Annotated in this window: 25 protein-coding genes and 1 pseudogene; 11 read left to right on the top strand and 15 right to left on the bottom strand. The window is 71.4% G+C overall.

Going from position 1 to position 24319, the window contains the following annotated elements; genetic code table 11:
• Window positions 1–18: 18 nt before the first annotated feature.
• Window positions 19–663, bottom strand: a complete 645-nt coding sequence (locus ABZ915_RS15730) for a TetR family transcriptional regulator (protein ID WP_361801965.1) — start codon at window positions 661–663, stop codon at window positions 19–21.
• 170 nt (window positions 664–833) lie between these two features.
• On the opposite strand from ABZ915_RS15730, the gene ABZ915_RS15725 reads away from it, so the two are divergent.
• Window positions 834–2060, top strand: coding sequence for an acyl-CoA dehydrogenase family protein (locus ABZ915_RS15725; protein WP_361801962.1), 1227 nt, complete (start codon window positions 834–836; stop codon window positions 2058–2060).
• Between the two features lie 9 nt (window positions 2061–2069).
• Here ABZ915_RS15725 and ABZ915_RS15720 read toward each other — a convergent pair whose 3' ends face one another.
• The 7 genes and pseudogenes from ABZ915_RS15720 to ABZ915_RS15690 form a co-directional block, all read right to left on the bottom strand.
• The gene (locus ABZ915_RS15720) at window positions 2070–2591 is read right to left on the bottom strand and encodes a cupin domain-containing protein (RefSeq protein WP_361801959.1); all 522 of its coding nucleotides are present in this window, start codon (window positions 2589–2591) and stop codon (window positions 2070–2072) included.
• A 22-nt stretch (window positions 2592–2613) separates the two neighbouring features.
• Window positions 2614–3684, bottom strand: a pseudogene (locus ABZ915_RS15715) (type III polyketide synthase); the annotation flags it as partial.
• Between the two features lie 134 nt (window positions 3685–3818).
• A complete protein-coding gene (locus ABZ915_RS15710; protein ID WP_132854892.1) occupies window positions 3819–4055 on the bottom strand; it encodes a DUF6213 family protein in 237 nt (78 codons plus the stop codon).
• Between the two features lie 25 nt (window positions 4056–4080).
• Window positions 4081–5466 (bottom strand): NADP-dependent succinic semialdehyde dehydrogenase, encoded by a 1386-nt coding sequence (locus tag ABZ915_RS15705; RefSeq protein WP_361801956.1) that lies wholly within the window; start codon window positions 5464–5466, stop codon window positions 4081–4083.
• 102 nt (window positions 5467–5568) lie between these two features.
• The gene (locus ABZ915_RS15700; protein ID WP_361801953.1) at window positions 5569–6048 is read right to left on the bottom strand and encodes an NUDIX domain-containing protein; all 480 of its coding nucleotides are present in this window, start codon (window positions 6046–6048) and stop codon (window positions 5569–5571) included.
• Window positions 6045–7583, bottom strand: coding sequence for an ATP-dependent DNA ligase (locus tag ABZ915_RS15695; protein WP_361801950.1), 1539 nt, complete (start codon window positions 7581–7583; stop codon window positions 6045–6047). The genes ABZ915_RS15700 and ABZ915_RS15695 overlap by 4 nt, the downstream gene beginning before the upstream one ends.
• Window positions 7584–7612: 29 nt before the next feature.
• Window positions 7613–8569: an NAD(P)/FAD-dependent oxidoreductase gene (locus tag ABZ915_RS15690; RefSeq protein ID WP_361801947.1), complete on the bottom strand. Its 957-nt coding sequence runs from the start codon at window positions 8567–8569 to the stop codon at window positions 7613–7615.
• 65 nt (window positions 8570–8634) lie between these two features.
• Here ABZ915_RS15690 and ABZ915_RS15685 point away from each other — a divergent pair, with 65 nt between their 5' ends.
• The 6 genes from ABZ915_RS15685 (at window position 8635) to ABZ915_RS15660 (ending at window position 13880) form a co-directional block, all read left to right on the top strand.
• Window positions 8635–9207: an XRE family transcriptional regulator gene (locus ABZ915_RS15685; RefSeq protein ID WP_361801944.1), complete on the top strand. Its 573-nt coding sequence runs from the start codon at window positions 8635–8637 to the stop codon at window positions 9205–9207.
• A gap of 86 nt (window positions 9208–9293) precedes the next feature.
• Window positions 9294–10271: an NADPH:quinone oxidoreductase family protein gene (locus ABZ915_RS15680; RefSeq protein ID WP_361801941.1), complete on the top strand. Its 978-nt coding sequence runs from the start codon at window positions 9294–9296 to the stop codon at window positions 10269–10271.
• Window positions 10268–11449: an acyl-CoA dehydrogenase family protein gene (locus ABZ915_RS15675; RefSeq protein ID WP_361801938.1), complete on the top strand. Its 1182-nt coding sequence runs from the start codon at window positions 10268–10270 to the stop codon at window positions 11447–11449. Before ABZ915_RS15680 ends, ABZ915_RS15675 begins: the two co-directional genes overlap by 4 nt.
• Window positions 11446–12546, top strand: a complete 1101-nt coding sequence (locus ABZ915_RS15670) for an acyl-CoA dehydrogenase family protein (RefSeq protein ID WP_361801935.1) — start codon at window positions 11446–11448, stop codon at window positions 12544–12546. The genes ABZ915_RS15675 and ABZ915_RS15670 overlap by 4 nt, the downstream gene beginning before the upstream one ends.
• Before the next feature lie 172 nt (window positions 12547–12718).
• Entirely contained in the window at window positions 12719–13582 is an 864-nt protein-coding gene (locus ABZ915_RS15665; RefSeq protein ID WP_361801932.1) for a phosphatidylinositol-specific phospholipase C/glycerophosphodiester phosphodiesterase family protein, read from the top strand.
• Between the two features lie 103 nt (window positions 13583–13685).
• Complete coding sequence (locus ABZ915_RS15660) at window positions 13686–13880, top strand: hypothetical protein (protein ID WP_132854882.1); 195 nt, start codon at window positions 13686–13688, stop codon at window positions 13878–13880.
• Window positions 13881–13892: 12 nt separating this feature from the next.
• Here the strand turns inward: ABZ915_RS15660 and ABZ915_RS15655 are convergent, their stop codons facing one another.
• From ABZ915_RS15655 to ABZ915_RS15645, 3 genes are all read right to left on the bottom strand, one after another.
• On the bottom strand, window positions 13893–15134 hold the full coding sequence (locus ABZ915_RS15655; RefSeq protein ID WP_361801929.1) for a phosphodiester glycosidase family protein: 1242 nt from the start codon (window positions 15132–15134) through the stop codon (window positions 13893–13895).
• Between the two features lie 75 nt (window positions 15135–15209).
• Window positions 15210–15575 (bottom strand): DUF779 domain-containing protein, encoded by a 366-nt coding sequence (locus ABZ915_RS15650; RefSeq protein WP_361801926.1) that lies wholly within the window; start codon window positions 15573–15575, stop codon window positions 15210–15212.
• A gap of 44 nt (window positions 15576–15619) precedes the next feature.
• Window positions 15620–16099: a PaaI family thioesterase gene (locus ABZ915_RS15645; protein ID WP_361801923.1), complete on the bottom strand. Its 480-nt coding sequence runs from the start codon at window positions 16097–16099 to the stop codon at window positions 15620–15622.
• A 54-nt stretch (window positions 16100–16153) separates the two neighbouring features.
• On the opposite strand from ABZ915_RS15645, the gene ABZ915_RS15640 reads away from it, so the two are divergent.
• The gene (locus ABZ915_RS15640) at window positions 16154–16582 is read left to right on the top strand and encodes a MarR family winged helix-turn-helix transcriptional regulator (protein WP_361801921.1); all 429 of its coding nucleotides are present in this window, start codon (window positions 16154–16156) and stop codon (window positions 16580–16582) included.
• Window positions 16583–16596: 14 nt separating this feature from the next.
• Here ABZ915_RS15640 and ABZ915_RS15635 read toward each other — a convergent pair whose 3' ends face one another.
• The 4 genes from ABZ915_RS15635 to ABZ915_RS15620 form a co-directional block, all read right to left on the bottom strand.
• Window positions 16597–17709, bottom strand: coding sequence for a DUF2235 domain-containing protein (locus ABZ915_RS15635; protein ID WP_361801918.1), 1113 nt, complete (start codon window positions 17707–17709; stop codon window positions 16597–16599).
• A 13-nt stretch (window positions 17710–17722) separates the two neighbouring features.
• On the bottom strand, window positions 17723–18547 hold the full coding sequence (locus ABZ915_RS15630; protein ID WP_361801916.1) for a DUF6424 family protein: 825 nt from the start codon (window positions 18545–18547) through the stop codon (window positions 17723–17725).
• Between the two features lie 76 nt (window positions 18548–18623).
• On the bottom strand, window positions 18624–19886 hold the full coding sequence (locus tag ABZ915_RS15625) for an NB-ARC domain-containing protein (RefSeq protein WP_361801913.1): 1263 nt from the start codon (window positions 19884–19886) through the stop codon (window positions 18624–18626).
• A 147-nt stretch (window positions 19887–20033) separates the two neighbouring features.
• Complete coding sequence (locus tag ABZ915_RS15620; RefSeq protein WP_361801910.1) at window positions 20034–20807, bottom strand: GntR family transcriptional regulator; 774 nt, start codon at window positions 20805–20807, stop codon at window positions 20034–20036.
• A 302-nt stretch (window positions 20808–21109) separates the two neighbouring features.
• Here ABZ915_RS15620 and ABZ915_RS15615 point away from each other — a divergent pair, with 302 nt between their 5' ends.
• The 3 genes from ABZ915_RS15615 (at window position 21110) to ABZ915_RS15605 (ending at window position 24318) form a co-directional block, all read left to right on the top strand.
• Entirely contained in the window at window positions 21110–22387 is a 1278-nt protein-coding gene (locus ABZ915_RS15615; RefSeq protein ID WP_361801907.1) for an extracellular solute-binding protein, read from the top strand.
• Window positions 22388–22492: 105 nt separating this feature from the next.
• Window positions 22493–23491: a sugar ABC transporter permease gene (locus tag ABZ915_RS15610; RefSeq protein WP_361801904.1), complete on the top strand. Its 999-nt coding sequence runs from the start codon at window positions 22493–22495 to the stop codon at window positions 23489–23491.
• The gene (locus ABZ915_RS15605; RefSeq protein ID WP_361801901.1) at window positions 23488–24318 is read left to right on the top strand and encodes a carbohydrate ABC transporter permease; all 831 of its coding nucleotides are present in this window, start codon (window positions 23488–23490) and stop codon (window positions 24316–24318) included. Before ABZ915_RS15610 ends, ABZ915_RS15605 begins: the two co-directional genes overlap by 4 nt.
• Window position 24319 lies beyond the last annotated feature (1 nt).

The raw sequence follows: 24319 nt of genomic DNA, 5'->3' as shown, positions 1-24319 counted from the left end.
CGGACCGGTGCGGGGGTCTCAGAACCCCGGACCGCCGATCTTGTCCCCCGCCGCCGCCAGGCGGCCCCACAGCAGGTCGGCCAGGCTGCGCACCAACTCCGCGCGGGAGCACGGGCGTTCACCCAGCCACCAGTCGCCCGCCGCATGCATCATCCCGACGATCCCGTGCCCCCACACCCGGGCCAGCTGCTGACCTCCCGGGCCCAGGTCCAGCCGGTCCTCGATGACCTGGGCCAGCTCCTCGCCCATCCGCCGCAGCAGCGGAGCCGAGTGCTTGCCGACGTCGAAGCCCTGGTCGCCGCCCTGACCGCCCTCCGAGGGGTGCATGAGGAAGCGGTACACCTGGGGCCGGGCCTCGATGGCGGCGAGGTAGGTGTCCAGCGTGGCCTCGACCCGCTCCCGCCGTTCCGCGGGGGCGTCCAGCGCGGCCCGCAGCGAATCGAGCAGGGCGTCCGTGTGCCGCTTGGCCAAGGCGGCGTAAAGGCCGCCCTTGTCGCCGAAGTGGCGGTACAGGATCGGCTTGGTGATGCCCGCCTCCGCGGCGATGGCGTTCATCGAGGCCTGCGGGCCGTCGCGGAGCACCACCCGGTCGGCGGCCTCCAGCAGCTCGCGCCGTCGGCGGTCGGCTGATCGCTGCTGATCGGTCCGCTGTGTGGTGTCCATGTGCTCTCCCCACCCGTGCTGATTCGGTGACGCCAGCGCAAACTAACACTGAAGATGCCCCTGACATCGAACGGGATGCCGAGGAGCTGTCTGGAGTTGACTTTTCCTACCGACGGGTAACAGACTCCTGTTACCGCTAGTAACACGCACGTGCCGCCGCTGGAGGGGACATGGCCGAGTTCACCATGGAGCTCAACGACGAACAGAAGGAGGTCCGGGACTGGCTGCACGGCTTCGCCGCCGACGTCATACGGCCCGCGGCCGCCGAATGGGACGAGCGTGAGGAGACTCCCTGGCCGGTCATCCAGGAGGCCGCGAAGGTCGGCATCTACTCCCTCGACTTCTACGCGCAGCAGTACTTCGACCCCACCGGGCTCGGTATCCCGATGGCCATGGAGGAGCTGTTCTGGGGTGACGCGGGCATCGCCCTGTCCATTGTGGGCACCGGCCTGGCCGCCGTGGGCGTTCTCGCCAACGGGACCGAGGAACAGATCGGCACCTGGATCCCCCAGATGTACGGCGACGCCAATGACGTGAAGGTGGCCGCCTTCTGCTCCTCCGAGCCCGACGCCGGCTCCGACGTGGCCTCCATGCGTACGCGCGCGGTGTACGACGAGGCCAAGGACGAGTGGGTGATCAACGGCACGAAGACCTGGGCGACCAACGGCGGCATCGCCAACGTCCACGTCGTCGTCGCCGTGGTCGACCCGGAGCTCGGGTCCAAGGGCCACGCCTCCTTCATCGTCCCGGCGGGCACGCCCGGTCTCTCCCAGGGCCAGAAGTTCAAGAAGCACGGCATCCGCGCCTCGCACACCGCCGAGGTCGTCCTGGAGAACGTCCGTGTCCCCGGCTCCTGCCTGCTCGGCGGCAAGGAGAAGCTGGACGAGCGCTTCGCCCGGGCCCGGGAGCGGGCCAGGCAGGGTGGCGAGCGAGTGAAGAACGCGGCGATGGCCACGTTCGAAGCCTCGCGGCCGGCGGTGGGCGCGATGGCGGTGGGCACCGCCCGGGCCGCGTACGAGGTCGCCCTCGACTACGCCATGACGCGGGAGCAGTTCGGCCGCCCGATCATCGACAACCAGGGTGTCGCCTTCCAGCTCGCGGACATGCGGACGCAGATCGACGCCGCCCGGCTCCTCGTGTGGCGGGCGTCCTGGATGGCGGTCAACGGCAAGCCGTTCACCGCGGCCGAGGGCTCGATGTCGAAGCTGTTCGCCAGCGAGACCGCGAAGACGGTCACCGGCCAGGCGATACAGATCCTCGGCGGCAACGGCTACACCAGGGAGTACCCGGTGGAGCGCATGCACCGCGACGCCGCGATCTACACCATCTTCGAGGGCACGAGTGAGATCCAGCGCCTGGTGATCGCCCGGACGCTCGCCGGGATGCCGATCCGGTAGCGCCGTGGTTCACCGGTGCCGCAGGGGCGTGAGCTGCTCGATGTCGTAGCGCTTGCGCAGCGCCTCGATCGCCTCGTGGTCCGGCGGCCCCCCGTCCCCCAGGATCTCGAGCAGCTCCTCGAAGTAGCGCTCGTGGTCCGGGGGAGGGGAGGCCTGGAAGAACATCCGCGCCGGCGCCTCCGTCGGGTTCGCGAACGCGTGCGGGCACCCCGGCGGTACGACGATGACCGTGCCCGGGGTCGCCCGGACCACCCGGTTGCCCGAACCCGACTCCCACTTCTGCCAGTTGTCGGGGGTGCGGACGCGTGGCTCGAAGGCGAGGACGTCCAGCTCGCCCTCCAGCACGTAGAACAACTCCTCGCTGCGGGAGTGCACATGGGCGCCCACGTCGAAGCCCGGCGGGACCTCCACCTCGAAGGTGGAGGCCGTCCGTGAGTGCGTGCCGGTCACCTTGAAGGTCACGCGCTGGGCCGGGGTCTGCACCACCCGGCCGTGGCCCGGTGGCACCAGCAGCCCCTCGGTCGCCGTCATCGCAGCCTCGCCTCGTCCTCGGTCATGCCGCGCCTTCGTCCTCGAAGCTCCAGCGGCCCAGCGTCATCTCCGCGGTGATGCCGGGGCCGAATCCGGCCAGCAGCCCGCGCGCCCGGTGCTCGGCGCCGCCCTCGTCGAACAGCCTGCGCAGGGCGTCCAGTACGACGGCGCTGGCGATGTTGCCGTACTCGGTGAGCGTGGCCCGGCTGAAGCGGAACGCGTGCGGTTCGACCTCCAGGAACGTGCTGAGGTCGTCGAGTATTCGGGGACCGCCCGCGTGGATGATGTAGAAGTCCAGGTCGGACGCGTCCCAGCCGTGCGTGCCGGCCAGGGCCTGAAGGGCCGGGGCGAGTGGCTCCATGGTCGCCGGCACCCGCTTGTCCAGCAGGAAGTGGAAGCCGGTGGCCCGGACGTCGTACATGATCCAGTCCTCGGTCTTCGGGATCAGGTACGAGCCGTTGCGCTCGAGCTCCACGCCGGTGCCGCCCCGGCCGCGGACCACGGCGGCGGCGATGCCGTCACCGAACAGGCCGTTGGAGAGCAGCGATCCGACGCCGAGGTCGGTGGGCTGGTAGCAGAGCGAGCAGAACTCGCATGCCACGATCAGCGCGTTGGCCTGGGGGTAGGCCGTGCAGAAGTCGTGGGCCCGGTTGATCGCGGCGCCACCGGCGGCACAGCCCAGCTGGGCTATGGGCATCTGCCGGGTGGTGCTGTCGAAGTCCATCTCGTTGATCAGCCATGCCGTGAGCGAGGGCATCATGAAGCCGGTGCACGAGACGAAGACGATCACGTCGATGTCGCTGGTGAGCAGCTCCGCGTCGTCCAGCGCGCGCTGGATCACCGCGGGGACCCGGGCCTTGGCCTCGGCCTCGTAGAGCTTGTTGCGCTCCTCGAAGCCCGGGTGCTTCAGGGTTTCCTCGATCGGCTGCACGATGTGCCGGGTCTTCACGCCCGTGTTCTCGATCAGCCGGAGAGCGAGCGGCAGCTGTGGGTGGTCCGCGTGACGGGAGCGCGCCAGCTCCAGCGTCTCCTCCATCGTGATCACGTACTCCGGAACCGACACCGAGGGTTTGCACAGAGTCGCCATGAACCGTGCCTGCTTTCGCCGTCCGGCGGGCTTTCACCCACCGGTCAGAAGGTGGTTCACCTCAGGGGGTGGTCCATCCACGATCACCCGAGTGAGCGACGATCTCGCGTCGGACTACTCCAGACCGGTGACCCCCTGCCCTACGGCGCACCCCCGCTGCTGTGGGCGATACACGCGACATCGATCCGATCGGCCAGCTTCGCCAGCTCGATGGTCAGCGCGGCAACCGTGTCCTCGTCGAGGCCGTCCTCCCCGGCCTCCACGAGACGCAGCCACCGCCCACCGACCGTCCGCAGCAACTTGCTCACTTCGGAGGCAGCCACCTGCAAGGTCCCGCGGTCGTCGACGATCAGAGGCAGAGTCACTTCGCGGTTCACAGACGGGATGGTAGTCGTGCAACCGTCATGCACCCTGCCAAACGGTCGTGATGTTGCAGAACTCCCGGATTCCGTGCCCGGACAGCTCACGTCCGTACCCCGACCTCTTCACACCACCGAACGGAAACGCCGGGTGCGACGCGGTCATGCCGTTGACGTACACACCGCCGGCCTCCAGGTCCCGGGCGAACCGGTCGACCTCGGCCTCGTCGCGCGTCCACACGTTCGAACTCAGTCCGAACGGCGAGTCGTTGGCGATGAGCACCGCCTCGTCCAGGTCACTGGCCCGGTACAGGGTCGCCACCGGCCCGAACGCCTCCTCGCGGTGGATCCGCAGCTCGCGGGTGATGCCGGCGAGGACGGTCGGCGCGTAGTACCAGCCGGGCCCCTCCGGCCGCAGGCCGCCGCACAGCACCTCGGCCCCGCCGCGCCGGGCGTCGTCGACCAGTTCCTCCAGATCGGACCGCCCCTGCTCGCTGGCGAGCGGCCCCACCTCCGTTTCCTCCTCCAGCGGGTCGCCGACCTTGAGGGCCTTCATGCCCGCGACGAACCGCTCGGTGAAGCGGTCGTAGACGTCGGTGTGCACGATGAACCGCTTCGCCGCGATGCAGGACTGCCCGTTGTTCTGCACCCGCGCGGTCACCGCGACCTCGGCGGCGCGGTCGATGTCGGCGGACGGCATCACGACGAACGGGTCGCTGCCGCCCAGCTCCATCACCGTCTTCTTGATCATCTCTCCGGAGGTGGAGGCGACCGCCCGGCCCGCGGGCTCGCTGCCGGTGAGCGTGGCCGCCTTCACGCGCTCGTCGCGCAGGATGTCGTCGACCGCGCCCGAGCCGATCAGCAGGGTCTGGAAACAGCCCTCCGTGAAGCCCGCCCGGTGGAACAGGTCCTCCAGGTAGAGGGCGGTCTGCGGGACGTTGGAGGCGTGCTTGAGCAGGCCCACGTTGCCCGCCATCAGGGCCGGGGCCGCGAAGCGGATCACCTGCCACAGGGGGAAGTTCCACGGCATCACGGCGAGCACCGGGCCGAGCGGCCGGTAGCGCACCCGGACGCGGGAGGCCCCGGAGTCCTTCACGTCGGACTCCGCGGGCTCCTCGTCCGCCAGCAGTTCCTCGGCGTGCTCGGCGTACCAGCGCATCGCCCTGGCACACTTCGCGGCCTCCGCGCGGGCCTGCTTGACCGGCTTGCCCATCTCTGTGGTCATGACACGGCCGATCTCCGGCTGGTCCTCGTCGAGGACGTCGGCGGCCCTGGTCAGCAGACGGGCGCGTGCCGCGAAGGGCGTCGTCCGGTAGGTGCGGAACGTGGCCTCGGCGAGCTGGAGCCGGCGCTCCAGTTCTTCCTCGCCCATGGCCTCGTACGTCTTGAGCGTCTCACCGTTCGCCGGGTTCACCGTCGCGATGGGCATGGCTGACCTCCCTCGGAGCAGGGCTTGATACGACCTTCCCGCGCGGCGGTCGGCGCCGCAACGCGGAGCGGACGTGTCCGTCCGGGCGGGCCGCGGGGCGGCTCACCTGGGGTCCGAGTGCTCCGCCAGCCGGTCCAGAAACGCGGCCTGTGCCGTGACGATCAGCGCGCGGGCCCGGTCCAGGCCGAACCACCGCACGCGGTCCAGCTCGGGGAACTCCTGGCGGCGGCCCGACCTCGGCGGCCACTCCATGGTGAAGGTGCCGGGCTCGATGGTCTCCGGGTCGAGGTCGGCCTCGACCGCCCAGGCCGTGACGATCTTGCCGCCCGTCTGCCGGACCTCGCCCAGCGCCACGGCCTCCCCGTCGGGCGGCGGCAGGCCCAACTCCTCCCGGAACTCCCGGCGGGCGGCGTCCCAGGCGGGTTCTTCGGGCCCGTACTCGCCCTTCGGGACGGTCCAGGCGCCCGCGTCCTTCTTGCTGTAGTAGGGGCCGCCCATATGCCCGAGCAACACCTCCAGGCCGCCGTCGATGTGCCGGAACAACAGCAGTCCGGCGCTGCGCCGGGGCGCGGTCGGGCTCACGGCCTCACCTCCGGGTGCGCGGCCAGCAGCGTCTCGACGGTGTCCGCCTCCTCGGGGCGCTTGTCGTCACGGTAGCGGACGACACGGGCGAAACGGAGGGTGACGCCGGCCGGGTAGCGGGAGGAGCGCTGGAGGCCGTCGTAGGCGATCTCCACGACGAGTTCGGGGCGTACGGTCACCCCCCAGCCGTGCTCCCGGACCGCCAGCCCGGCGAGCCGCTCGGTCTGCCAGGTGAGCATCGCGTCGGTCATGCCCTTGAAGGTCTTGCCGAGCATGGCGAAGCCGCCGTCCGGGGTACGGGCGCCGAGATGCAGGTTGGACAGCTTGCCGGTGCGCCGGCCGTGGCCCCACTCGGCGGCCAGGACGACTAGGTCGAGCGTGTGCACGGGCTTGACCTTCAGCCAGGACGCGCCGCGCCGGCCCGCGCTGTAGGAGGCGTCGAGAGCCTTGAGGACCACGCCCTCATGGCCGCGGGCGAGGGTGTCGGCGAGGAACCGTTCGGCCTCGGTGACGTCCTGCGGCCCGGACACCAGCGTCCGGCGCACCCGCATCGGCTCGGGCACCAGCCGGGCCAGCTCCGCGTGCCGCTCGGCGAACGGCAGGTCGAGCAGGTCGCGGTCGCCGACCGCGAGCGCGTCGAAGAAGACGGGGGAGACGGGCACCTCCTCGGCGGCCTTCGCCACGTCCACCCGTGAGCCGACCCGGCCCGCCGTCTCCTGGAAGGAACGGGGCCGCCCGGCCGCGTCGAAGGAGATCACCTCGCCGTCCAGGATGAACCGCTCACCCGCCAGTTCCAGCGCGGCCGAGGTCACTTCGGGCAGCCGGTCGGTGATGTCGTCGAGGGTGCGGGTGACCACCCGGATCGTGGCCCCGTCCCGGTGGACCTGCACGCGGATGCCGTCCAGCTTCTCCTCCACCGCGCAGGCGCCGAGCTTCCCGACCGCCTCGGCGACCGACGAGGCGCTGTGCGCGAGCATCGGCAGCACCGGCCGGCCGACGGTCAGCCGGAAGCGGTCCAGCGCCCCGGGCCCCTCGGCGAGCAGCGCCTCGGCGACCGTCTGGAGCGAACCGGCGAGCATCACCGCCCGCCGTACGTCCGCCGCGTCCGCGCCGGTCGCCCCGGCCAGCCCCTCCACGGCGACCGCGTCCAGGGCGCCCTGCCGTACCTCGCCGGTGATCAGCCCGAGCAGGAAGCGCTGCTCGTCCTCGGTGGCCGCGCCCATCAGCTCACCGACGAGCCGCGTCCGTTCCGCCTGCGAGCCGGGCCCGGAGACCTTGCCGAGTTCGGTGAGCCGGGCGTCGGCCTCGGCCACGGTGAGGGACGGCTCGGCGGCGGGCGGGACGCGGCGGGAGAGCACCTTCCAGCCGACCCCGAGCCGTCCCTGCGGCAGCCGTCCCGCGAGATACGGGATGACGATCGGCACGTCGTCCGCCTCCGCCTCCCGGAACAGCTCGGCGAGCAGGGCGGTCTTCCGGGACCGCGCCGAGGTGGCGGCGACCTCGCGGGACACGTGGGCGAGCCGGGACAGCAGCATGCAGCCATGGTGCTACGGGGCCGCCGGGGCTACACCCCCACGGCCGCGTCCAGATCGGCGAACAGCAGCTCGCCGTTGATCGCCGCGCCCGCCCGGTAGCCCCGGCCGGCCGCGTTGATCACCTGCTCCGCGAACCCGCTCGCGTTGCCCGCCGCCCACAGTCCGGGCACGGTCGTCAGGCCGCGTTCGTCGATCACCGGGTAGCTGCCGAAGGGCGTCTCGGTCAGCTCCGCGCCCAGCGCGGCCAGCAGACCGGTCTGCGGCACGGCCCGGGGCGCGACGAAGAGCACCTCGCGGTCGTGCACCGACCCGTCCGCGAGCCGGACGCCGGTCAGCCGGTCGTCGTCGGTGAGCACCTCGGTCACCTCGCCGCGCACCGTCCGGACCCCGGCCGCCGCCAGTCTGCGCAGGTCGTCGTCGGTGAGGAGCTCCTCGGCGACCTCGTGCAGGAACAAGGTGACGTCCTTGGACCACTGGCTCACCATCAGCGCCTGGTGGACGCTCATCGGCGTGCCGGCGAGGACGCCGAACGCCCGGTCGCGCACCTCCCAGCCGTGGCAGTAGGGGCAGTGCAGCACGTCCCGGCCGAAGCGCTCGGCGAGGCCCGCGACCGGCGGCAGCTCGTCCTTCAGGCCGGTGGCGACGACCAGCTGCCGGGCGTGGACGGTCCGCCCGCTCTCCAGCCGCACGGTGAAGCCCGTCCCCCTGGTGGCTTCCACCGCCCGGTCCCGGACCAGTTCCACGCCGTACCGCGCGGTCTCCTCGCGGCCGACGGCCAGGAACTCGGCGGGCGGCATGCCGTCGCGCGACAGATAGCCGTGCATGTGCGCGGCGGGGGCGTTGCGGGGCTCGCCCGCGTCCACGACCAGGGTGCGGCGCCGGGCCCGGCCGAGGACCAGGGCGGCGGACAGGCCGGCCGCGCCGCCTCCGACGACGACGACTTCGTAGGTGTTGTCCTCGTGGGTGTTGTCGCTGTTCTCGGTCATGGGGGGACGGTCACACCCGACCTGCCACGTTGACAAACCTTGTTGCCGGTTCTGCAATAACGGCCATGACGACCGATGACGTACTGGCCGAGGTGGGCCCGAGGCTCCGGCGTATCCGCAAGGAAAAGGAGGTGACCCTGGCCGCGCTCTCCGAGTCGACCGGGATCTCCGTCAGCACCCTCTCCCGGCTGGAGTCCGGTCTGCGCAAGCCCAGCCTCGAACTGCTGCTGCCGATCGCGCAGGCCCATCAGGTGCCGCTGGACGAACTGGTCGGCGCGCCGCCGGTGGGGGATCCGCGGGTGCGGTCCGAGCCGATCGTGCGGTACGGGCGCACCCACTGGCCGCTGACCAGGCAGCCCGGCGGGTTGCAGGCGTACAAGGTGCTGGAACCGCAGCGGGAGCCGGCCCCGGACCCGCGCACCCACGAGGGCTACGAGTGGGTGTACGTGCTGTCCGGACGGCTGCGCCTGGTGCTGGGCGAGCACGACGTGGTGCTCACCGCCGGGGAGGCCGCCGAGTTCGACACCCGGGTGCCGCACTGGTTCGGGTCGACGGGGGAGGGCCCGGTGGAGTTCCTCAGCCTGTTCGGTCCGCAGGGGGAGCGGATGCACATACGGGCGCGGCCCCGGAAGGCGTGACGCACGTGACTGTTCCCCGATCGGCAAGCGACCGCTTAGTATGCAGTCGACCCCGTCGGACGAAGCAGTCGTGTGGAGGCACCCGCATGCAGGCATGGCAAGTGCACGAGAACGGCGAGCCGAGCGAGGTGATGCGGCTGGCCGAGGTGGAGCGGCCCACGCCCGGCGACGGCCAGGTCCTGCTGAAGGTGCGTGCCGCCAATATCAACTTCCCGGACGTGCTCATGGCCCGGGGCCACTACCAGGTACGCCCGCCGCTCCCCTTCACGCCGGGCGTGGAGATCTGCGGCGAGACCGAGGACGGACGGCGGGTGATCGCCAACCCCGCGCTGCCGTACGGCGGGTTCGCCGAGTACGCCGTCGCGGACGCCGCCGCCCTGCTGCCCGCGCCGGACTCGCTGGACGACGCCGAGGCCGCCGCCCTGCACATCGGCTACCAGACGGGGTGGTTCGGCCTGCACCGCCGGGCCGGGCTCGAAGCCGGTGAGACGCTGCTGGTCCACGCTGCCGCAGGAGGGGTCGGCAGCGCGGCCGTGCAGCTCGGCAAGGCGGCCGGCGCCACCGTCATCGGCGTGGTCGGCGGCGCCGACAAGGCCGCCGTCGCCCGCGAGCTGGGCTGCGACGTCGTGATCGACCGGCGTGCCGAGGACGTCGTCGCGGCGGTCAAGCAGGCCACCGGCGGCCGGGGCGCCGACGTGATCTACGACCCGGTCGGCGGTGAGGCGTACGCGCAGTCCGCCAAGGCCGTCGCCTTCGAGGGCCGCATCGTGGTGGTGGGCTTCGCCAGCGGCAGCATCCCCAGCCCGGGCCTCAACCACGCCCTGGTGAAGAACTACTCGATCCTCGGCCTGCACTGGGGCCTGTACAACACCAAGAACCCCAAGCTCGTCCAGCACTGCCACGAGCAGCTCACCGAGCTGGCGGCCCGGGGCGCGATCAAGCCCCTGGTCAGCGAGCGGGTGCCGCTGGCCGGCGCGGCGGCGGCCGTGCAGCGGGTCGGTGACGGGGTCACCATCGGCCGGGTCGCCGTCGTGCCGTCCCTGGAGAACGGAGCCGCAGCATGACCGACGCAGCCGAACTCAAGCGCCGCACCGAGGAGTTGCTGGCCGCGCACCCGCCCGCCGGCACCGACCGGCTGGACTTCCTGCGGGCCCGGTTCGACGCGGGGCTCGCCTGGGTGCACTACCCGGAGGGTCTCGGCGGGCTGGGCGCGCCGCGATCCCTTCAGGGCGTGGTGGACGCCGAGCTGGAGGCCGCCGGCGCCCCCGACAACGACTCGCGCCGCAACGGGATCGGGCTCGGCATGGCCGCGCCGACGATCCTCAAGTACGGCACTCAGGAGCAGAAGCAGCGGTTCCTGCGGCCGCTGTGGACGGGCGAGGAGGTCTGGTGCCAGCTGTTCAGCGAGCCGGGCGCCGGGTCCGACCTGGCCGCACTGGGCACGCGGGCGGTGCGTGAGAGCGACGAATGGGTCGTCAACGGGCAGAAGGTGTGGACGTCCGGCGCGCACAACTCCCGCTGGGCCATCCTCATCGCCCGCACCGACCCGGACGTGCCCAAGCACGCCGGCATCACCTACTTCCTCTGCGACATGACCGACCCCGGCGTCGAGGTCCGCCCGCTGCGGCAGATCACCGGCGAGGCCGAGTTCAACGAGGTCTTCCTCACCGACGTCCGCATCCCCGATGCCCATCGCCTCGGCGAGGTCGGCGACGGCTGGCGGGTCGCGCAGACCACGCTGAACAACGAACGCGTCGCCATCGGCGGCATGCGGCTGCCCCGTGAGGGCGGCATGATCGGCCCGGTGTCCAAGACCTGGCGCGAACGCCCCGAGCTGCGCACCCACGACCTGCACCAGCGGCTGCTGAAGCTCTGGGTCGAGGCCGAGGTCTCCCGCGTCACCGCCGAACGCCTGCGCCAGCAGCTCGTCGCCGGCCAGCCCGGCCCCGAGGGCGCCGGCATGAAGCTCGCCTTCGCCCGCCTCAACCAGGAGATCAGTGGCCTGGAGGTGGAACTCCGCGGCGAGGAAGGCCTGTTGTACGACGACTGGACCATGCGCCGCCCCGAGCTGGTCGACTTCACCGGCCGCGACGCCGGCTACCGCTATCTGCGCTCCAAGGGCAACAGCATCGAGGGCGGGACCACCGAGGTCCTGCTGAACATCGTCGCCGAGCGCGTCCTGGGCCTGCCCGCCGAGCCGCGCACCGACAAGGACGTCGCGTGGAAGGACCTGTCCCGATGACAACACAGCCCGATCTGCTGTACTCGGAGGAGGAAGAGGCGCTGCGGGCCGCCGTACGGGACCTGCTCGCCGACCACTGCGACGCGCCCGGTGTCATCGCGCGTACCGAGTCCGACACCCCGCACGACCTCAAGGCGTGGAAGGCCCTCGCCGAGGGCATGGGCCTCGCGGGCCTGCTGGTGCCCGAGGTGCTGGGCGGTCAGGGCGCCACGCACCGTGAGGCCGCCGTGGTCCTGGAGGAGCTGGGGCGCGCCGTCGCCCCCGTGCCGTTCCTCACCAGTGCCGTCGTCGCCACCGAGGCACTGCTCGCCTGCGACGTCGCCGACGACCTGCTCGCCGAACTGGCGTCGGGGCGCAGGACCGCAGCCCTCGCCGTCGCGCTGCACGTCGCTCCGGGCGGCGCCTTCAAGGCCGTACGCCACGAGGACGGCCCCCTGTACGGGGAGCTGACCGGCATCGCGGACGCGGCGGACGCCGACGTGCTGCTGGTGCCGGCCGACGACGGCGGGCTGTACGCCTTCGACGTCCGCGCCGACGGCGTGACCGTCACCCCGCAGATCTCCTTCGACCTCACCCGGCCGCTCGCGACCGTCACCCTCGACGGGGCGGTCGCCCGCCGGATCGGTGACGCCGAACCCGCCGTACGCCGCGCCCTGCGCGCCGGGGCCGGGCTCCTCGCCTCCGAGCAACTGGGGCTCGCCGACTGGACGCTGACGGAAACGGTGCGCTACCTCAAGGAGCGCAAGCAGTTCAACCGGCCCGTCGGCGGGTTCCAGGCGCTCAAGCACCGGCTCGCCCAGCTGTGGCTGGAGGTCGTCAACCTCCGTGCCGCCGCCCGCAACGCGGCCGACGCGCTGGCGACCGGCGAGTCCGCAGAGGAGGCGGCCGTGGCGGTCGCCGTGGCCCAGGCGTACGCGGCGCCGGTCGCCGTCCACGCCGCCGAGGAGGCGCTCCAGCTCCACGCCGGTATCGGCATGACCTGGGAACACCCCGTCCACCTGTACCTGAAGCGGGCCAAGGCCGACTCGATCGCCTACGGCACGGCGGGCGCCCACCGTGCCGCGGTGGCCGAACTGGTCGACCTGCGCGCTCCCTGACGTACACGAGGGAAAGCCCGCCCCACCTGGGGCGGGCTCTTTCGTGTGCCCCGCGGGGAGGCGGTGAACGCCCAGCGGCAGTCAGGCCAACTCCTGTCAGGCACAGTCTCTTCGGTGGCCGGTGGACCTCATACTCACTGAGGTCCACACGGCCCTCACAGGGAGGCATGACATGGCCCTCACCACCCGTCGCAGAGCCCTCACCACCCTCGGCGCCGCCCTCGCGGGTTCGCTCGCCCTGCCCGGCGCGCAGGCACTGGCGGCGCAGCGGAAGCACGGCCCGCGTCCGCTGTGGCGTGCCCACGCGCACAACGACTACGAGCACCCCCGCCCCCTCTTCGACGCCCTCGACCACCGCTTCGGCAGCGTCGAGGCCGACATCTTCCTCGTCGGCGACCAGCTGCTCATCGCCCACGACGCCACCGAGCTCGACCCGTCCCGCACCCTCGAGTCCCTCTACCTCGACCCGCTCGCCGCCCGGGTGAAGGCCAACCACGGTTCCGTGTACCGCGGTTGGCGCCGACCGGTGCAGCTCCTCATCGACATCAAGACCGAGGGCTCCTCGACGTACCTCGAACTCGACCGCCACCTCCTGCGCTACAAGCACCTGTTCACCACCTACGCCCACGGACGTGTCCACCCCGGGCCCGTCACCGCCGTGATCTCCGGCGACCGCGCCGCCCGCACGCCCATGGAGGCACAGAGCGTCCGCCGGGCCTTCTACGACGGCCGGCTCACCGACCTCGGCAGCGCGGCGCCCGCCTCCTTCATCCCGCTGATCAGCGACAACTGGACGCTCAACTTCAGCTGGCTGGGCGACGGCCCGTTCCCGGACGCCGAGCGGCAGAAGCTGCGGAGCATCATCACGGAGGCACACGCCCACGGGCAGCAGGTCCGGTTCTGGGCCACCCCCGACACGGCCGGTCCGGCGCGGGACGCGCTGTGGACGGAACTGCTCGCCGCCGGCGCCGACTACTTCAACACCGACGACCTCGCGGGACTGGAGGCGTTCCTGGACGCCCACCCGAACTCGTAAACATCACACGAACGGGGGACATGTCGGCTCGCGGGGCGAACCCTCCGCTACGCCACACTTGCGGGCGAAAGCCGCGATGTGGATGTGGCGGAGGAGGTTCGCGATGGCCGTTTCGATCTCTGTGGTGCTGCTGTTCCTGATCATGGCGGTGATCTTCATTCGCAATGGCGCACTGAAGATCTCCCATGCCCTGGTCTGTGCCCTGCTCGGCTTCTACCTGGCCAGCACGAGCATGGCCCCCACCATCCACAGCGGGCTGGCCGCGACCGCCGAGCTGGTCGGCAGCCTGCGGCCATGAGCCGTCCGCGCGTCACGGCGCCGAGAAGACCCCGATGCCGTTGGGCACGGGGCGCTCGGCGCCACCGCTCGGGTGATTGCGCACCGACACCGTGTCGGCCCCCGGCTCGCGCGCGACCAGCTCGGTCGAGCCGCCACCGTCCAGGCTGAACGCGTCGACCGAGCCCAACGCCCGCATCTCGTCGGCCACTTCGGCGATCGTCAGACCACTGCGGTAGGCCGGCGCGCCGTCGAGCGCCAACAGCAGCAGCCGGCGCCCGCCGCCCGCGATGCCCACGGCCGTGCGTACGGCCGAGGTGACGCGGTCCAGCCCGGGCAGCGGCTGCCCGCCCCGCAGCACCGGATAGCCGCCCAGCGCGAAGCGGTACCGGACCCCGGATCCGGACGCCACCAGCCGGTACCGCACGGTCACCCGCTCGCCCGTGGACAGCTTCCGCAGCCGCTGCGCGCCCGCCTCCCGGCCGACCAGCACCGTGGTGCCCGCGGCGATGGGACCGCTGCCGGGCTTGTCGGAGGCGGACAGCACGCGATTGTGACGGACCGTCACCTCGTAGGTGTCCGTGCTGCACGGGGCCGCCCGGTCGGTGTCCGTGCCGCAGGTGGCGCGGACCCGGGAGGCGCTGCCCCACCGCGCGGTGAACGCGCCGACGGAGTCCACCGGCAGCGCGTACTGGTTGAGCCCGCCGAGCGGCAGCCGGCCCCCGGGCGTGCCCACGGAGCCTTCGAGGCGGAGCCGGTCCAGGCGGGCCCGCCGGTCGGTGCCCACGCCGAGGACGTCCTCGGTGGTCGTGCCGGGCGGCAGCGCGGGGCCGAACCGCTGTCCGGCCGGGACCGCCGCCTTGAGCACCCGGCCGTGCGCGATCGCCGGTCCCACCGTGGCGCCGGTCGCCTCGACGCCCGGGTGCTGGGTCTCGGTGATGTTGAAGAAGTCGCCGTTGACGCCCGCGACCGCGCCCGCCGTGTCGGCCAGCTGGGAGACGGGGGCGCGGGCGGCCACCGCGCCCGGGTGGAGCAGGTCCAGGTGTACGTGCTTGTCGCGCAGGTCCACGGTCAGCAGGTGGGCGTGGGTCATGCCCTTGGCCGCGGGAAGGTCGAACTGCTCGTAGGTGACACCCGGCGCGATCTCGGTGCCGGTGCCCCGTACGGCGGCGGCCGGTGCCGCCCCCGTCAGGGCGGCACCGGCCAGCACACCGAACGCCGTGAGAACCGTGCCGACCGCTCTGCCCGCCGCGTACCGTTTCCGACGACGCGTCACTGTCCCCCCTGATGTCTCGTCAAATGTCCCAGGACTCAGGGGAAGTGCACCAGACCGCGGTGTCCGGCGCGGTCGCTACGCGTCGACTACGCGAGAACGGGTGAGAAAACGCACCCCCTCGGGTGCCTCCAGGGAGAAGCCGCTGCCCCGTCCGGGCACCACGTCCACGATCAGCCGGGTGTGGCTCCACACCTCGTGCTGGCTCCTCGACATCCAGAAGGTCACCGGCTCGTCGACGCCCTCGACCGTCAGTTCGGCCAGCAGCACGTCGGAGTCGCCGGTGCGGAACTCGCCGTCCGGGTAGCACATGGGCGCGCTGCCGTCGCAGCAGCCGCCGGACTGGTGGAACATCAGCGGCCCGTGCTCCGCGCGCAGCCGGCGCAGCAGATCGGCGGCCTGCGGGGTGAGTTCGACGCGCGGCGCTGTCTTTTCCTGGTCCATGGTCACCGTCCCGGAGCCTGGGAGTGCTGGCTGACGCCCCAGTCTCACGGCTCGTCGGGCAGGCGTCCAGGGGCGGTCCGCGCGTGCTCGGCCACCGCGATCGTTCCCTGGGCCGCGGCGCACAGGGTCTCCCGGCCCTCCGCGTCGGCCGTGAACACGTCGCACCGGCAGACCGCGAGGGTGCGACCGGCCCGGACCACTTCGGCGCGGGCCCGCAGGAGCGTTCCCCGGGCCGGGCGGAGGTAGTCGATGGTGTAGCCGGCGGTGATCAGCCGGGGGCCGAGCACGGAGCCCGCGGCGAAGGTCAGGGTGTTGTCCGCCGCGTATCCGAGGACTCCGCCGTGCACGAAGCCGTACTGCTGGAGCAGTTCGGCCCGGATGTCCAGTTCGAGCTCGGCCGAGCCGTCGCCGAACGCCGTCAGCCGGGTGCCGAGCAGCACGCTGAAGGGCTGCCCGGCCAGGGCCTTCCGGGCGTGTTCCAGGTCCAGGGTCTCCACGGTCTCCCTCGCGGTCCGGTTTTTCACTTCACTAGTGAAGTCAGGCTGGCGCGGGCACGGTCCGTCTGTCAAGATCGGCCCATGTCCGAGCCGCCCGACCAGCGACTGTTCTTCCTGTTGCAGCGCGCCGCGCACCAGTTGCGCACCGCCGCCGACCGGCGCTGCCTGGCCGCCGCGGGGGTCACCACGGCCCAGCTCGGCGCGCTGTACGCCGTGCGCGACACACCGGGGGCGACCCAGGGGGAACTCGCCCGCACGCTCGGCCTCGGGGAGCCCGCCGTCACGGCGCTGGCCCGGCGGCTCACCACGGCCGGGCTGGTGGCCAGGAACCCGCACCCGCGCGAACACCGGGCCGTCGCCCTGGAGCTGACCGACGCCGGAGAGGCCGCCCTGACCGCCGCGCAGCCCGAGGTCGACCGGTTCAACGCCGAACTCCGCGGCCTGCTGGGGGACGACGGGTTCGGCCGGACCGCCGCCGCACTGCACCGCCTCGCGGACTGGGACGCCTGAGCGCCCGTACCGAGTCAACCCCCGGGCGGCGGAACCGGCTTCGTCCAGTCCGGATCGGCCCACCGGGCCCCGTCCGCGGGGCCGGGCAGGTCCGGGCGGTACCCGGGCTCCCGTTCCCGGCGGAGCCGGACGCTCGCGTGGAGCACCGCGTCCGCGGGCACGGGACGGGAGCGCCGGCCCGCAATGGTCCATAGCGGGCCGTTGGTGTGGACGGCGGCGGTGGCGAAGTCCTCGGTCAGGGCGCAGGTCCTGGTGTAGGCGCCGGGGCGGAACAGCAGATCACGTGTGACGCCGTCGGTGATCCACTTCAGGGCGATCGTGGAGAGCAGCGGCTCGCCCTCCTCGTGCACGAACGTGCCGCCGACGTCGGAGTGCACCCCGGCGAACCAGACCTCCTCGACCGTGCCCGGCCGGGGCGTCACCAGGTACTCCCGGAAGGGCCGGCGCCTCTCGTCGAGGGACACGGCGTGCCGGACACGGGCGGCGTTGGGCAGCAGGCGCGTGTACGGCCAGCGCAGGTCGCCCAGGCGCAGCAGACCGGCCGCCTTCACGGTGTCCCAGACGCCGAGGCAGGCGACCGGAAGGGCGTGGTGCGAGACCTGCCGTGGATCGTTCCGCTTGACCTCCGCCCACAGCGGCTCCAGTTCGGTCCGCCGGCAGAACGCGTGCGAGAACCGCGCGACCTCCCGCTCGCTCTCGCCGATGTCCTGGTTGAAGGCGTACTTCGCCACGGCGTAGGGCACCAGGTTCTCCGCGCCGGGGCGCATCAGTCCGGGCTTGTTCAGCATGCCCACCAGGGCCCGGGCGGTGTAGGCGCCGCGGCTGAAGCCGAAGACGTACACCAGGTCGCCCGGCTGCCAGTGCCGCATCAGATACGTGTACGCCTCGGCGAGGTTGGCCCGCAGTCCGGTGCCGAACGCCAGACCGCAACCGCGGGACAGCGCCCGCCCGGCCGGCCCGTGCGCGGTGGCCGAGGACATGGTCCCGACCCCGGGGTCGTAGTAGAGCAACTGCCGCGCGGGATCGTCGGCCTCGAACATCTCCAGCAGCCGGACCACGTTGGTGGGATGGCTCGCGCCCACCTGGTTTCCGGTGCCGTCGAGGCAGACGACGATCCTGCGCGGCATCGCGGGACCCCGGTCAGCCGGCGCGCCGGCCGGATGCGGAGTGCTGCCCGGGAGCGATCTGCCGCGCGAAGGCCTCCAGCGCGACCGGGCTCTCCGGTGGCAGGACGGCCATCTTGCCCTGTTCCTCCGCCTCGGCCAGGGCGTGCGCCGCCTCGCTGCCCTCGGGCACGAAGGCCAGCCGTACATGCCCGTCACCGGAGCCGCGCCGGTCCACCGGGGCCACGGCACCGTGGGTTCCGTCGGGCAGGGTGACCCACAGCTGGAAGTCGTCGAACCGGATGTAGTCCGCGCCCTTCACCGGCCACGGGTAATGGTGCTCACCGGGCGGCACGGTGGGCAGGATCGCCTGGTGGTTGGCGTGGCTCAGCGGCACGCACGAGTTGAACAGGGAGTCGGTCCACGCCTCGACGCCCTTGGCGTCCTTCACCGGGGTGCGCAGCAGTTCCTCGGCGCCGTCGTACCCGAGTTCCGCCAGCGCGGGCAGGGTCAGCGGGAAGGCGTCGACGAGTTCGGCGGCCTCCTGCCGGAGCCGGTCCACCTTCGCGGGGTCGGCGCAGAACTGCATGCTCCACTCGATCCCGACCCGGGCGCGGTACATCCGCCAGCCCCGCGCTCCCTTCACCCACAGGCTGCCCCCGTGGTGCATCTCCCAGTGGTCGGCACCCACCGGACGCGGCCCGTACGGCAGTTCCTCGTCCGTCGCCTGGGCGAGGATCTTGTGCGCCGTCCGCTTCGCGGCCTTGAAGAAATCGGAGTCGAAACGCGGTGGGTGGTCGACGAGACGAATCTTCCACGGATGGTTCTCGGACTCGACGCCGCCCGGCCGTACGTCGGCCATGACTGACCTCCTCGGCAGAGTCCCCCTGCCTCCATCGTGCGCCGCTCACCGGCCCGCCGCGACTCGGCCGGAAGGGTCATGTGCCGGTGCCGAGCGGCCGGCGCTGCGCGGCACAGTGCGCCACGTACAGCCGTACCGCGTCGTGCAACCGGTAGCGGACCCCGCCGTCCCGTCCGGCCTCGGCGACATGGATCATCTGGCGGTGGAGCAGGTCCTCGAGGAGGTCGACGGCGAGGTCCGGGGACGGCGTCACCCGGGCCAGCATGTCGTCCACGCCGAAGTCGCCCCGCACGGGCTGGAGTCGGCGCAGCGACTCCTTGAGCGGGGGCGGCAGCAACCGGTGGTAGGCGGTCACGCTCGCCCGCAGGGACAGGTCCCCGACCCGCAGGAACGGGACGCGGGCCCGCTCGTCCGCGAGACGGTCCGCGAGGTCGCGCAGGGAGCGGTGCGGCCGGGCCGTGAGCCACAGACCGGCGATGTGCAGGGCCAGCGGCAGCCCGGCGCAGGAGCGCAGGATGCTCAGGGCGGCGGACCGTTCCGCCCGGGTGCGCGCGATCCCGACCAGGTCCTCCAGGACGCGGTGGGCGTCCGGTTGCGCCAGGGCACCGACCTGGTGACGTAACTGCCCGGGAAGCGCGGGCAGTTCGCGCCGCGCGGCCACCAGGACGGCGCTGCGCGCCTCGTCCACGAGCAACGGGCGGACCTGCGCCTCGCTGTCGACGTTGTCGAGGACGACAAGGACGCGGCGCCTGCTCAGCGCGTCCCGCAGCCGGGCGGCGGCCTCCTCCGCGCTGTCCGCGGTCGACGCCGCGCCGAGGGAGCGCAGCACGCGGCGGACGAGGGTGTCCGAGGTGAAGGGGAGGGAGGAGGCGGGACTCAGGTCCACGAAGACCTGCCCGTCGGGGAAACGGGAGCGCACACCGTGGGCGGCCCGCAGGATCAGCGAGGTCTTGCCCGCGCCGGGCGGTCCGACGACGACGGCGGGCCCGCTGGTCCCGCGGCCGTCCTCCCCGCAGAGCCGGCCCTTCAGGGAGGTGATGAGCCCTTCCCTGCCGGCCAGCCGGTGACGGGGCGCCGCGGGGAGTTCCGCGGGCACCGGGCCGGCCGGACCGCAGGGGCGCGGCGACCTCAGCAGCCGTGCGGGCGGCAGGCCGAGGGCCCGGGCGAGAAGGAGCAGGGACTGTGTGCGGGGGCGGGCGGTGTGGGCGGTCTCGAGGTTGCGGATCGCCCGCACACTCAGTCCCGAGCGCTCCGCCAGTCCCTCCTGCGTGAGGCCCAGCGCCTCACGCGCGTCGACCAGAGCTGCCGCGAGCGTCTCCGGGTTCGGCGTTTCGGTCACGACAAGCCCATCTTGTTGTGCGGTCCCGGTCGGGGGTGCGTCAACCGTGACCTGTTGCTGTGCGGTCCCGGTCGGTTGCTGTGCGGTCCCGGTCGGGAAATGGGTCAACCATGTCCTGCTGTTGTGAGGTTCCGGTCAGGGCCGGCGTCAGTCGTGTCCTCGGTCCGCGGGACGCATCAGCGCGGCCACGAACTTGTACCGGGAGCCGCGGTACACCGAGCGGACCCACTCCACCGGGGTGCCCTCGGCGTCCCGCGAGTGCCGGGAGAGCAGCAGCATCGGCAGTCCCACGTCGGTGACCAGGAGCCCGGCCTCGCGCGGTGTCGCCAGCGAGGTCTCGATGGTCTCCTCGGCCTCGGCGAGACGCACTCCGTACACCTCGGCGAGGGCCGTGTACAGCGAGCCGCAGGTGGTCAGCGACTGTCTCAGGCCCGGGAAGCGGCGCGCGGACAGGTGCGTCGTCTCGATCGCCATGGGCTCGCCACTCGCCAGCCGCAGCCGTTCGATGCGCAGCACCTTGTCGCCGACGCCGATCCCGAGCAGTTCCGCGAGTTTCGCGTCCGCGGCGACATGGCCGATGTCCAGCATCTGCGAGGCGGGGTCGAGGCCCTGGGCCCGCATGTCCTCGGTGTGCGAGGTGAGTCTGAGCGTGCGGTACAGCTTCGGCCGGGCGACGAACGTGCCCTTGCCCTGGATGCGGTCCAGCCGTCCCTCGCCCACGAGTTCCTGCAACGCCTGCCGGACGGTGGTGCGTGAGGTGTCGAACCGTACCGCGAGCAGCCGTTCGGCCGGCATGGCCGAGCCGGGTCTCAGGGCCTCGGTGATCTCGAGGATCTGCTGCTTGATGCGGTAGTACTTCGGCACGCGCGCGCTGCGACCGGGCGCCCCGCGGTGCTGGACGCTGCTGGCGTCGATGGTCATGACCTGCCTTCCCGGCTCACTCGGCGGTCTCCCGTTATAGCCCCCAACTGCCCTATGGTCTAGTCCAACCAGAGGGGCGCCGCGCATGCCGCGCACGCGGTCCGCCGGCCGTCCGGTGACTTTCTCGTAACGGACCGCACGGCTTCCCGAACCACCCTTGACACCCCTAAAGGTCTAGGCCAAGCTCCACCGTACTGGTCTACACCATTAGTGGCCAGGTCCCGAGTCCCACGTGCGGCAGCGGCATACGCAGGTCACGGCAGGGGGCGTGGGGGGTCAGTGGCATCCCTGAGGAGGGTGGCGTGAAGCGCAAGCTGATAGCCGCGATCGGTATCGCAGGCATGATGATCTCCGTCGCGGCGTGCGGCGGCGACGACGGCGACAGCGGCAAGAACGCGGGACCGGACAGCTTCAAGGGCCAGACGCTGCGGGTCTGGACGATGGACGGATCCGCGCCGGCCCAGTGGACCAAGGACGTGCAGGCCGCCTTCGAGAAGAAGACCGGCGCCAAGCTGAAGTTCGAGATCCAGAAGTGGGACGGGATCCAGGAGAAGATCACCACGGCCCTCTCCGAGGACAACCCGCCGGACGTGCTCGAGGTCGGCAACACCCAGACCCCGGCCTACGCGGCCACCGGCGGCCTCGCCGAACTCGCCGACCTCAAGCAGCAGATCGGCACGGACTGGACCCCGTCCGTCTCCCAGTCCTCCGTCTACGACGGCAAGCAGTACGCCGCGCCCTGGTACTTCGCCAACCGCGTCGTCATCTACAACAAGAAGATCTGGGCCAAGGCCGGCATCAAGTCCACGCCGAAGACCCGCGACGAGTTCTACAAGGACCTCGAGGCCATCGGCAAGAAGACCGACGCCGACCCGATCTACCTGCCGGGCCAGAACTGGTACTTCTTCGACGGCCTGACCATCGGCCAGGGCGCCGATCTCGTGAAGAAGGACGGCGACAAGTACGTCTCCAACCTGGCCGACCCCAAGGTCACCCAGGCCATGGAGATCTACAAGAAGTACGCCTCCTACTCCACGGCCCCCAAGGACAAGGACGAGGCCACCCCGCAGCAGGCCGAGGTGTTCGCCAAGGGCAAGACCGGCGCCTTCATCGGCATGGGCTGGGAGGCCGGCACCGCCGTCACCGCCAACAAGTCCATCGAGAAGGACCTCGGTTACTTCACCATCCCCGGTGAGACGGCCGACAAGCCCGAGGGCGTCTTCCTCGGCGGCTCCAACCTGGCGGTAGCGCAGGGCAGCAAGAAGCAGGCGCTGGCCAAGGAGTTCCTGAAGATCGCCCTGAACGACAAGTACGAGGGCGAGCTGGCCAAGCTCAACGGCGTCATCCCCAACAAGGCGTCGCTCCAGACCAACCTCAAGGGCAACGCCGTGGCGGAGGCGGCGGCCCCGGCGGCCGCGGCCGGCGGCACCACCCCGCTGATCCCCGAGTGGGCCTCCGTGGAGAACACCCCGAACCCGATCAAGTCCTACATGACCGCAGTGCTGAACGGTAAGTCCCCCGCGGACGCCGCCAAGCAGGTGGAGGGCGACATCAACAAGCGTCTGGCCCAGCAGAACTGATGACCCGCGCCGGGGGCGCCGCATGTCGCCCCCGGCTCATTCGTGTCGTTCGTACGGCCGGTACCACTCATACGGCCGGTACGGCCATGGAAGAGATGGCAATTCATGTCAGTGCAGACCGAAGGCACGGACACGGCCGGGGAGCCCGCTGTCCGCAAGGCCGGGGCGCCGGTGCCCCCGAGGGGTGAGGCACGCGGGGCCGGCCGCCCGGCCCGGCGCGGTGCCGCCGCTCCCTACCTGCTCCTGCTGCCCGCGCTGCTGGCCACACTGATCCTGCTCGGCTGGCCGCTGGTGAAGAACGGCATGCTGTCGTTCCAGAACCTCAACCCCCGGCAGCTCATCCAGCACCTCACCGAGTGGAACGGCGTCGAGAACTACAAGTCCGTGCTCAGCGGCTCGGACTTCTGGCACGTCGTCGAGCGCTCCGTGGCGTTCACGGCGGTCAACGTCGTGCTGATCATGCTGTTCGGCACCCTGATCGGCCTGCTGCTGGCCCGCCTGGGCAAGAAGATGCGGCTGACGCTGTTGCTGGGGCTCGTCCTCGCCTGGGCCATGCCCGTCATCGCGGCCACGACCGTCTACCAGTGGCTGTTCGCCCAGCAGTTCGGCGTCGTGAACTGGGTGCTGGACAAGCTCGGCTGGCACTCCATGGCCGACTACAACTGGCTCGGCGGCCAGTACTCCACCTTCTCCGTGGTCATCCTGCTGATCGTCTGGCAGTCGATCCCGTTCGTGGCGATCAACCTCTACGCCGCCACGACCACGATCCCCAAGGAGCTGTACGAGGCCGCCGCGCTGGACGGCGCCGGCGCCTGGAAGAGCTTCACCTCGGTGACCTTCCCCTTCCTCAGGCCGTTCCTGTACGCCACGACCTTCCTCGAGGTCATCTGGGTCTTCAAGTCCTTCGCCCAGATCTTCGCCATCAACTCCGGCGGCCCCGACCGGCTCACCGAGACCCTGCCCATCTACGCCTTCGTCGAAGGCGTCGGCAACCAGCACTTCGGGGTGGGCGCGGCGATCTCGTTCCTCACCATCCTGGTGCTGCTCGTCATCACCTCGTACTACCTGCGCATGGTGCTCAAGCAAGAGGAGGACGAGCTGTGAAGCGCTCACTCTTCGGCCGTATCTGGCCCAACGCGACCGCCCTCGTCCTCTTCGTCGGGTTCGCGTTCCCCGTCTACTGGATGTTCGCGACGGCGTTCAAGCCGGCCGGCGACATCATCGCCGACAACCCGGTGTGGTTCCCGACGGACATCACGTTCGCCCACTTCACCAAGGCCGTGCACGCCGACCACTTCTGGACCCTGGTCGCCAACTCCGTCATCGTCACGGTGTGCTCGGTGGTCTTCTCGCTCGTGATCTCGCTCTTCGCGGCCTTCGCCCTGGCCCGGATGCGGTTCAAGGGGCGGCGCGGCCTCATCGTGACCTTCATGCTGGCGCAGATGGCCCCTTGGGAGGTCATGATCATCGCCATCTACATGCTGGTCCGTGACAACGACATGCTCGACAGTCTCGTCCCGCTCACCGCCTTCTACACGATGATGGTGCTGCCCCTCACGATCCTGACCCTGCGCGGCTACGTGGCCGCGGTGCCGAAGGAACTGGAGGAGTCGGCGATGGTCGACGGCTGCAACCGCGTCCAGGCCTTCGTGCGGATCATCTTCCCCCTGCTGGCGCCCGGCCTGATGGCCACCTCGCTGTTCGGCTTCATCACCGCGTGGAACGAGTTCCCGCTCGTCCTGATCCTCAACAAGAGCATCGAGAAGCAGACCCTGCCGATCTGGCTGTCCCAGTTCCGCACCGCCTTCGGCGACGACTGGGGGGCCACGATGGCGGCGTCGACGCTGTTCGCGCTGCCCATCCTGATCCTTTTCATCGTTCTCCAGCGCAAGGCCGTCAGCGGCCTGACCGACGGCGCCGTGAAGGGATGAC

The sequence above is a fragment of the Streptomyces sp. NPDC046915 genome, from assembly GCF_040644935.1.
Lineage (GTDB): Bacteria > Actinomycetota > Actinomycetes > Streptomycetales > Streptomycetaceae > Streptomyces.
This window is presented reverse-complemented; position numbering and strand designations above follow the sequence as displayed.

Coding starts and splice junctions, on each gene's coding strand:
- ABZ915_RS15730 (WP_361801965.1), bottom strand. CDS start 663: ATGGACACCACACAGCGGACCGATCAGCAGCGATCAGCCGACCGCCGA.
- ABZ915_RS15725 (WP_361801962.1), top strand. CDS start 834: ATGGCCGAGTTCACCATGGAGCTCAACGACGAACAGAAGGAGGTCCGG.
- ABZ915_RS15720 (WP_361801959.1), bottom strand. CDS start 2,591: ATGACGGCGACCGAGGGGCTGCTGGTGCCACCGGGCCACGGCCGGGTG.
- ABZ915_RS15705 (WP_361801956.1), bottom strand. CDS start 5,466: ATGCCCATCGCGACGGTGAACCCGGCGAACGGTGAGACGCTCAAGACG.
- ABZ915_RS15695 (WP_361801950.1), bottom strand. CDS start 7,583: ATGCTGCTGTCCCGGCTCGCCCACGTGTCCCGCGAGGTCGCCGCCACC.
- ABZ915_RS15690 (WP_361801947.1), bottom strand. CDS start 8,569: ATGACCGAGAACAGCGACAACACCCACGAGGACAACACCTACGAAGTC.
- ABZ915_RS15685 (WP_361801944.1), top strand. CDS start 8,635: ATGACGACCGATGACGTACTGGCCGAGGTGGGCCCGAGGCTCCGGCGT.
- ABZ915_RS15680 (WP_361801941.1), top strand. CDS start 9,294: ATGCAGGCATGGCAAGTGCACGAGAACGGCGAGCCGAGCGAGGTGATG.
- ABZ915_RS15675 (WP_361801938.1), top strand. CDS start 10,268: ATGACCGACGCAGCCGAACTCAAGCGCCGCACCGAGGAGTTGCTGGCC.
- ABZ915_RS15670 (WP_361801935.1), top strand. CDS start 11,446: ATGACAACACAGCCCGATCTGCTGTACTCGGAGGAGGAAGAGGCGCTG.
- ABZ915_RS15665 (WP_361801932.1), top strand. CDS start 12,719: ATGGCCCTCACCACCCGTCGCAGAGCCCTCACCACCCTCGGCGCCGCC.
- ABZ915_RS15660 (WP_132854882.1), top strand. CDS start 13,686: ATGGCCGTTTCGATCTCTGTGGTGCTGCTGTTCCTGATCATGGCGGTG.
- ABZ915_RS15650 (WP_361801926.1), bottom strand. CDS start 15,575: ATGGACCAGGAAAAGACAGCGCCGCGCGTCGAACTCACCCCGCAGGCC.
- ABZ915_RS15640 (WP_361801921.1), top strand. CDS start 16,154: ATGTCCGAGCCGCCCGACCAGCGACTGTTCTTCCTGTTGCAGCGCGCC.
- ABZ915_RS15635 (WP_361801918.1), bottom strand. CDS start 17,709: ATGCCGCGCAGGATCGTCGTCTGCCTCGACGGCACCGGAAACCAGGTG.
- ABZ915_RS15630 (WP_361801916.1), bottom strand. CDS start 18,547: ATGGCCGACGTACGGCCGGGCGGCGTCGAGTCCGAGAACCATCCGTGG.
- ABZ915_RS15620 (WP_361801910.1), bottom strand. CDS start 20,807: ATGACCATCGACGCCAGCAGCGTCCAGCACCGCGGGGCGCCCGGTCGC.
- ABZ915_RS15610 (WP_361801904.1), top strand. CDS start 22,493: ATGTCAGTGCAGACCGAAGGCACGGACACGGCCGGGGAGCCCGCTGTC.